The sequence below is a fragment of the Roseovarius sp. D22-M7 genome, assembly GCF_037083785.1.
Taxonomy (GTDB): domain Bacteria; phylum Pseudomonadota; class Alphaproteobacteria; order Rhodobacterales; family Rhodobacteraceae; genus Roseovarius.
In genome coordinates this window covers 1-8,113 of the sequence record NZ_JBAPKY010000095.1, presented here as the reverse complement: position 1 = coordinate 8,113, position 8,113 = coordinate 1, and the positions used below count along the sequence as shown (strand labels likewise).

Sequence of the window (8,113 nt, the reverse complement as noted above, 5' to 3'; positions counted from 1 at the left end):
ATCGGTGATCGTGTCGTCGCTCTCGCCGGGGCGCTTGACGAAGACGTCATCGCCTGGGCCGCCAGTCATGGTGTCGTTGCCCGGTCCGCCGTCCACCACATCGTTGCCGCCACCGCCAAAAATGACATCGTCACCGGAGAGAGCTAAGATGTAGTCATTTCCTCCGAACCCGGAAAAGGACTCACTGCTGGCATCGCCAATCAACACGTCTTTGCCTTCACTAGACTGGTACTGGGCTCGTTCGGAGTAGATGACCCGCGTTCCAGTCTCATCCGGAACCACAAAAAAGCGCGAAAGGTCAAAGTCACCGAGCAATGTTGTCGTTGTATCGGTTATACCATCAAGATCATAGTCGATGGAAATGATCGCAGATCCACCCTCATAACCTGCGGAATCTTCGTTAAAGTCTTCTCCTAAAAATCTGACCTCAATGTAGTCCCGCGTATTTTCAATTGTGGTGTTGAACTTGTCTCGCGTTCCTTCAATCTTTTGCCCAATGCTTGAAACGCCTTTAGAGAAACCATCCTCAACCAACTCGATGATCTTCGGGATACTGTAGACATAACCGCTGGCACCATTGATCAGGAGGCGCGGAAGGGAGCCGAGAATATCGACGATCCCAAAATTGAGTCCTTGGTCGAAGGCAATTGCGTAGTCTGAAATACCTAGATCATCATAGCTTTCCGTGAATCTCCAGCCTCCGGACGAGTTTTCCCATGCGAAAAAGTCGTCGAGCTTGTTACTCCTAGACCCGTCGAAGACGTTAGAGAGCTTCTCGACTGTCCGTATGTATCCTAACTCACCGTCGCGAGGGTGCGAGGCCAAAGCGCGGGCCACATTGATTGTATAACTGTCGGTATTCACCATTGTGACTGTTGTACCGTCGCGAGAAACTAATACCCCAGCTTCACCACCGACGATTTCAGTAGCCGTAGTTAAAGCCTCAGCTTTGTTCCCAACCGCACCCTTCACAGTCAAAGCGACCGCCAAAGATTTTTCGTAGAGGTTCTTTTCCTCGCCTGGCGCGGCAAGCGTATCGAAAAAGCTTTCGGAACTCAGCATTGGCACAACGTCGCCGAGTGTTACAAAGTTCGTCAGCTTGCTGTCATCAAAGTTTGGGTTGTCTCGGTTCGGCGAGCCCGGCGAGCCAAACGTCACGCCAGATGCATCTCTGGCCAACGAATATGCCGAGAGCGAGGAATCAGCCATGAGCTCCTCGACCATCACGCCGCCAAGACTGTGACCAGTAACGAACAGCTTTTCGAACGGACGATCAGCGTTTTGCGCATCGTTTTCGGACCAACTCAAAATGCTTGCAATCGTCGGCGAAAATTCATCATAGATCGTTTCCCAGCTTCCGATCTGGCTCACTAGATCGAGGGGATCAGCCGTTCCGCTGAACGCCAGAGCAAGCACCCGAGCACCTTCTATGTTACCCTCGTAAACATGTAGATTGACGTCCGGCTTACCAAATCCATCCGCAGCTGTGTTTGGCGTAATCGTGGCGAAAGGAGCGCCAGTGACCTCTGCCCAACCAGTTCGGTTGATCGGACCACTATTTGCAGGGTCAGCTGGATCATGTGGGGGCCTGTACGCCCAATCTGCGAGATGAACCAACTCAACGATCACAGCTTCTTCGACTGAGTTCGGTACTGGCGTCGTCGGAGCTGCCCCTTCGCTCGTTGCCGACAGGACGTAATTGCCCTGCTGACCTTGGGCACCTGTGCCTACCCGGATGTAGTGTGTTCCGCTCGTGGTCGCTGTAAAGGTTAGGTTCGCAGGATCGCCTTCGCTGCTGGTCGCGAGGACATTCGAAAAACCTGCGTCGCGCACCGTGAAGATGGCGTCAGACAGGCCGTTCGAGCCATCAACGTTGAAACGATAGACGTTGCCTGCTTGCAGCGAAACCGCGAAGGCGTCCTTGTCTCCGAAAGTGCCGTCGTTGGCATCGGCTGCGCCAATCACCCCGGAAAGCTGATCCCCTACCAGAAGCTGACCGACGCCTTGAGTGGTGCCGGTCTCCGACGGTTCATCCGCGAAGTCATCCTCGGTCGGAGCTGCCCCTTCGTTCGTTGCCGACAGGACGTAATTGCCCTGCTGGCCTTGAACACCTGTGCCGACCCGGATGTAGTGTGTTCCGCTCGTGGTCGCTGTAAAGGTTAGGTTCGCAGGATCACCTTCGCTGCTGGTCGCGAGGACATTCGAAAAACCTGCGTCGCGCACCGTGAAGATGGCGTCAGACAGGCCGTTCGAGCCATCAACAGTGAAACTATAGACATTGCCTGCCTGCAGAGAAACCGCGAAGGCGTCCTTGTCCCCGAAAGTTCCATCGTTGGCATCGGCTGCGCCAATCACCCCGGAAAGCTGATCCCCTACCAGAAGCTGACCGACGCCTTGAGTGGTGCCGGTCTCCGACGGTTCATCCGCGAAGTCATCCTCGGTCGTCGTGAACGGTCCCTCGTCCGTGAACCTGACCCGGAAGTCGCCGGTGGCGCTCCGGAATGGTTGGCTCGCCTCTCCGCTATCGCCCGCGCTGACGGCGAGGTAGTAGGTCTCGCTGCCCGACTGGCCCGCCGTGTTGAAGGTGAAGCTCGGCGCGGCGCCTTCGGCTTCGAACGATCCTCCGACCTCGTTCCCTACGCTGTCGTAGAGCCTGACGAAGACGATGCCGGTCGTCAGCGACAGGGATTGCGCGTCGAAAGAGTACGTCAGATCCGGATCCAGCGTGACGCGATACCAGTCCTTGTCGATGAACCCGCCCTGACCGTCGGAGGCCACTCCGTCGCCTGAAATCGGTTCGGCATCAATTGTCCCCTGTTCCCATGTGCCTTCGGTGAGACCCGCCGATGTATCAGTTCCCTCGTTTACGCTGTCAGAAGAGGCGTCCTCCGCGACATCGATCTCGAACGCGTAGAAGTTGTTGGCTTCCGTGCTTTCGTCGACTTCACCGCGCGCATCCGCCGCCAGCCGGATCGTGTAGCGGCCTGGCGCAAGGTCGTCCGGCAACGACAGGGTGGAAGACTCACCCGTGTCTTCTTCTCCTCCGTCCAGATCCCTCGTGGAATTGAAAACCGAGACAAGGGGCGCGCCGCCCCCGACAAGATAAAGACCTGCATCGCTACTGCCGGCAACGCCGTCACCGATGTTCCAGACTTCCCAGGAGACGGTGATGTCGTCGCCGGGAGCGTATTCTTGGGAGACCACGTCGCCGGGAAGAACCGTGGTACCGTCTATCCTGACCTGTTGCGGGACGAGGTCTGGCTCACCCGCCTCCACGACATCGATCTCGAACGCGTAGAAGTTGTTGGCTTCCGTGCTTTCGTCGACTTCACCGCGCGCGTCCGCCGCGAGCCGGATCGTGTAGCGGCCTGGTGCAAGGCCGTCAGGCAACGAAAGGGTAGACGACTCACTCGTGTCTTCTTCTCCTCCGTCCAGATCCCTTGTGGAGTTGAACACCGAAACAATGGGCGCGCCGCCTCCGACAAGATAAAGACCGGCATCGCTGCTGCCGGCAAAGCCATCACCGATGTTCCAGACTTCCCAGGAGACGGTGATGTCGTCGCCGGGAGCGTATTCTTGGGAGACCACGTCGCCGGGAAGAACCGTGGAACCGTCTATCCTGACCTGCTGGGGGACGAGGTCTGGCTCTGCGGCGAAAATTGAGATCCCAACATTGGTTGCATTGTTGAACTCATTGCTTTCGCTTACACGGAGGTCATAGTCCGCCTGCACAGACAGGATGTAATTTCCTGCAGGGAGGCTTGAGGGCAGCTGAAATGTATCAGTTTCATTATCAAACGTATTTGCGCCAGACGTGCCTGCACTCTGCGACCCTAAGAACCAACTATCTGAGAAGTCTGCCGTAAAGAGAAATACGCCGGAGGCCGTCGTGGCAGCATCGGCTGTTCCACTATTCCTTACCTGCCAATCTACTGTGATGTCTTCTCCCGAAGCGTACTGATTTTTGTCCGTTTCCACGTTCGTAATTCGTAAATCGACACTCATCCACTTATCCCCTGCCGCGACCACACGTGAGCCCAAAATCACCCCTAAGCATGGCCAGCCTGCCGGTCGCTCCACTTCAGTGTCAACAAAAAGTTAACGACCCCGTTGGCCAACCACTCGCACAAGATTCGTCGAACCGATTCGCGTTCCATCGTTAGCACTCGTTCCAGTTGTCTCAACGGTACGCCCACGCCTGCTCCCTCAGCACCGGGGGATCCGCCAGCCATTCCACGATCAGTGTACCCTCCGTTAGCGCCGCCACCTCGCCTGCCACGCGCGCCTGCTCTTCTTGGCTGTACGACACCACGGGCGGACATACCCCAAGCGCGACGTCAGAACTCACCCCCACGCAACCGCTCGAGAAGAGCGTCGCGATCACGAGGCCGCTGCGCAGCCGCGTCCAGCATCTGTCGTTGAATGGCATCATTGCGCTCCAGCATGTCCAGTCGCTCGGCGGCGCGGCCCGCGCGTTCGCCGCTGCGGCGGAGGTTGAACAGAAAGAGGATGATCGCGAGCGCGACGAGGCCAATAGCAGCCATCCGCCGCGCCCATGGCCGGGCCATGATCCTGGCCAGAGCCGTGCCCCACATCAGCGGCGCCCCTTGCGCCAGTCATCGAGCCGCGCCCAGACCCCGACGCCGATCCCCGCGAGCGCCAGCGCGATGAAGACCCATCGCAGCGTGTCGAGATAGGGCACCAGCGGCAGGACCGCCCCCTGCGTCTCGACCAGAACCTCCTGCGCGACCTCGACACCGGCGGCGCCGGCCGTCGCCACCCCGGCCGCACCGGTGCCCTTGAGCGTCCGGCTTTCGGCCAGCACCTCACGCGCGGGCGGCGTCTCGGGCGCAAACGGTGTCGCCCTCGGCGGGAATTGCGCGCCCCACTGGCGTGCCGGCCCCAAATCGACATGCATGAAGTTCGAGCGCGGATAGGTCCCGAACCCGAGGAACCCCACCTCGCGCGCCGCCTGCTCGAAGGTCTTCGGGTCGTGGTTGGCCATGGAAATATCGAAGGCCGTGCCCTCCATGTGCTTCGAGCGTTTGGCACCGCCCACAGCGCGGTTGTGCTCGGGGCTGCGGTAGCCCGAGTTCACGATTAGCGGCTTACCCAGCCGATCGCGCAGCGCCTGCAACTTGTCCAGCGCTTCGGGATGCAGCTTGATCTGCCCGGTGCCACGGCAGGCGATCTCGGCGGGCGAGAAATTCTTCCAGCGCCAAAGACGCTCGGGGACCTCGCGGAAATGGCGGAAGCTTCGAATAGGGTCGGACATGATGGTCTCCTTGGTGTGACAGGCATGTGGCAGTGCCCGCCGCCCGGATGGGCGGCAGGTTCGATGTGTCGGGATTGCGGGTCTGGAGGTCTGTCAGCGTCGCCTTGCGTTCGGGTGTGCCGTGCGCGCGCTACGCCAGAGGCGCGGTCACTCGTCGCGGCCGCGTTGGAAGGCGGCGAACATCAGGTTGCGCATGTCGTGGATGTCGCGCTCGATGCGCTCCAGCCGGTCGTGATCGACGCGCCGGTCCTCGTCGCGGCGCTTCTCGATGCGCAGGCGCTCGGCGTCGAGCTCCTGTTCGAGCTTGTGTAGCAGCGCCTCGTTGGTGAAGGCCTTGCGCGTGACCGCGACGGCCAACCCGCCGACGAAGGTGAACCAGACGCCGATCGCGGCCGCCACGCCATGGTCGCGGAACGCCTGGATGATCTGATCGATGAAGCTCTGGCGCTCGGGCATGGTGCCTCCTGATGGTATTCGCTGTGCGGCCGGAATGTCGGGAAATGACCGCGGTCCGAACCATGCGGCCGGCATGGCGCGGCCGCCCGATCACGTCGGCATCGACCGCGCTGCACAGATCCAGCCAATTGGCGGCGTTCAGGTGGAGCGTCCTTCGATCCGCATATGCGGCATGGACGAGTTGTAGCGACTGACGGTCTGCCCGACCTGGATGTCGCGCGGCGCATTGAAGCCGAGCGCGCCGGACAGCCCGAACGGGTTCACCAATGGCGGCAGACCGCCGGCGCGCTCTTCGGCCGTCACGGTCAGATTGCCGCTGGCAGCGTCGAGGATGAAGGCATGGATGCGGTCGCGCGGCAGAGCGATGTCCAGCCCTTCAAAGGTGATGACCCCGGCGGCCGTGACCGACGCAAAGGCGGAGGTGGCGAGAATCGCGAGCACCTCGCTGTCGTTGGACCCATCCACCTCCGCCACGATGAGCCGCACGTCGATCGGAAACGCGGTGTTGGCATGCAGCCAGGCCTGCACCCGGTCCACGGTCACGTCGGCGAGCGTGTAGAAATCGACGCCGAGGGCCGGCTGCGTGCTCAGCGCCGACCCCGTTGCCAGCGGGCCGAAACGCCCCGTCATCACCAGAACCGTATCCCGGCTGCGCAGGTTGGCCGCATCCATGCGACGGCTGACATGACCGCCCATCCCGTCGGATTTCGCGAGGTAGAGCAGGTCTCCCGCGACCAGTTCGGTGGTCTCGGGCAGGTCGCTGAGTTTATGATCGGTCATGCATCGGGATCCTTCTGCAGGTTTCCAGCGTCCTCCAGGCGAAGCACATACCCGTCCTCGAGACGCAAGGCGCCGGGAGCTACCGGGACTGCCGGGCCGAGATCCGTCCGGCCGCGCAGCAGCGTCGTGAAGAGAAGCGCCATTACTGCGCGACCTCCGCCGCGATGGTCACCGCAAACCCGGCGATGGCGGTTTCCGCCGGGCTATCGCGCGGATCCGCGACGAAGCGGATCACATCGCCCGGCGCTATCGGCACGGCCGCACCGGCCACGGTGGCAAAGGCCAGCGCACCGTCTGTGGCCACGGTGATGGTGCCGATACTGAGGCCGTTACGACTCACATCGAGGATCCAGTCGGCAGCGGGGGCCGTGTCGACGTCACCGCGCGCGCCGGCAAAATCCGCGGGGATGACGATGGCGCGGGGCACGACGAGTTTGCCGATGACCGCGCCGGGCGGCGGGGCGGCGAAGGTCACGGCGCCGAAGTCATAGACCCCGCCGCCGACGGCGCCGAGACCCGTGACCCCGTCCGGCCCGGCATACACCATCAGCTCAGACCCGGCCGGCACCTCCACGACCTCGACGCCAGTGGTCCCCGCCACCATGGCCGCGGCATCGGTGGCGTTGCACAGCGCCAGGAGCCGCGGCACATCCGCCAGTTCGACCGTGAACCCGGCGCCCGGGCTGCCCGTGAGGACCAGCCGCACATGCCGGCGCAGATCCGCGGCGCTGACAGTCACGGTGCCACCGGCGCTGCAATCGACCGCCAGCGTCGCGGTCATGGCGCGATCAAGCCCGTCGATCGCGTCGTTGACCGTGACCTCTTTCTGGTTCTGGGCAGCCGCGACATGGGTCAGGGCGAGATTGGGGCTTGGCATCAGGGGATCTCCAGAGTGACGGTGCGCGGAAAGCCGCGGCCGGCGACTGTGCTCAGCTGATAGACTTTGACCGAAAGGCTGGCCGGGACGGCACCGAAGTCGGCGAGAATGTCCGCGTTGGCATAAACAGCGCACGGGCTTGTCGCGGCCAGTGTGCGGAGCACCGCGCCGCCCGGCCCGTCGAGGATATCGACCTCGTAGGCCTCATGGGCTTCCCCGAGCGGCACGGTGCCGGTGCCGTCCTTCCACTCCCCGCCGATCCGGGTGCGGCGGATCCAGGACAGCGTGATGTCGTCCGGCATGCCGCTGCGCGTGGCGGTCACGCCCACGGGCGCGTAGGGCATGAGATCGCGGCCCGCATGGCTTTGCGTCACGGTCTCGGCCTCCTCGAAGAGCGCGCCGAAGCCGACCGCCCGCCAGGCGCGCGGCAGGCCGAGATCGCCGAGCGCGATCGCCAGTGTCTCGACATCGTCGGGATCGAGCAGGACGAACACCTCGCCGGTCGCGTGCCCGTCCACGAAGACATCCGTGCCCCGTCGGCCCCGCAAAAGCCCGGACAGGGTGTAGGAGCCGTCCGCGTTCAGCGTCACGTCGCGGAACTGGATGATCTCGGGCGCGCCGTCGGCCTTAAGGACGAGGGCCGCGTTGGCGCCGCCGAGCATCGCGTCCTGCGTGACGCTCTCCAGCCGGTCGCCGCCGGTGGTCATGAACACCGTGAGGCTGTT

8 protein-coding genes are annotated in these 8,113 nt (G+C 62.2%); all 8 read right to left on the bottom strand.

All coding sequences use genetic code 11. The annotated features are described in order from the left end of the window. Window positions 1-4,005 (bottom strand): CARDB domain-containing protein (locus tag V8324_RS20645; RefSeq protein ID WP_336421780.1); only part of this gene is annotated, 4,005 nt, incomplete at its 3' end. 332 nt (window positions 4,006-4,337) lie between these two features. Beyond that, complete coding sequence (locus tag V8324_RS20640; protein ID WP_336421779.1) at window positions 4,338-4,595, bottom strand: hypothetical protein; 258 nt, start codon at window positions 4,593-4,595, stop codon at window positions 4,338-4,340. Then, on the bottom strand, window positions 4,595-5,275 hold the full coding sequence (locus tag V8324_RS20635) for a YcbK family protein (protein ID WP_336421778.1): 681 nt from the start codon (window positions 5,273-5,275) through the stop codon (window positions 4,595-4,597). Before V8324_RS20635 ends, V8324_RS20640 begins: the two co-directional genes overlap by 1 nt. Window positions 5,276-5,422: 147 nt before the next feature. After that, window positions 5,423-5,731 (bottom strand): hypothetical protein, encoded by a 309-nt coding sequence (locus V8324_RS20630; protein WP_336421777.1) that lies wholly within the window; start codon window positions 5,729-5,731, stop codon window positions 5,423-5,425. A 138-nt stretch (window positions 5,732-5,869) separates the two neighbouring features. Then, on the bottom strand, window positions 5,870-6,511 hold the full coding sequence (locus tag V8324_RS20625; RefSeq protein ID WP_336421776.1) for a hypothetical protein: 642 nt from the start codon (window positions 6,509-6,511) through the stop codon (window positions 5,870-5,872). Further along, window positions 6,508-6,654 (bottom strand): hypothetical protein, encoded by a 147-nt coding sequence (locus V8324_RS20620; protein ID WP_336421775.1) that lies wholly within the window; start codon window positions 6,652-6,654, stop codon window positions 6,508-6,510. The genes V8324_RS20625 and V8324_RS20620 overlap by 4 nt, the downstream gene beginning before the upstream one ends. Next, on the bottom strand, window positions 6,654-7,388 hold the full coding sequence (locus tag V8324_RS20615; protein WP_336421774.1) for a hypothetical protein: 735 nt from the start codon (window positions 7,386-7,388) through the stop codon (window positions 6,654-6,656). Before V8324_RS20615 ends, V8324_RS20620 begins: the two co-directional genes overlap by 1 nt. Continuing rightward, the coding region (locus V8324_RS20610) for a GTA baseplate fiber-binding domain-containing protein (protein ID WP_442970588.1) at window positions 7,388-8,113 on the bottom strand (726 nt) is incomplete at its 5' end. The genes V8324_RS20615 and V8324_RS20610, both read right to left, overlap by 1 nt.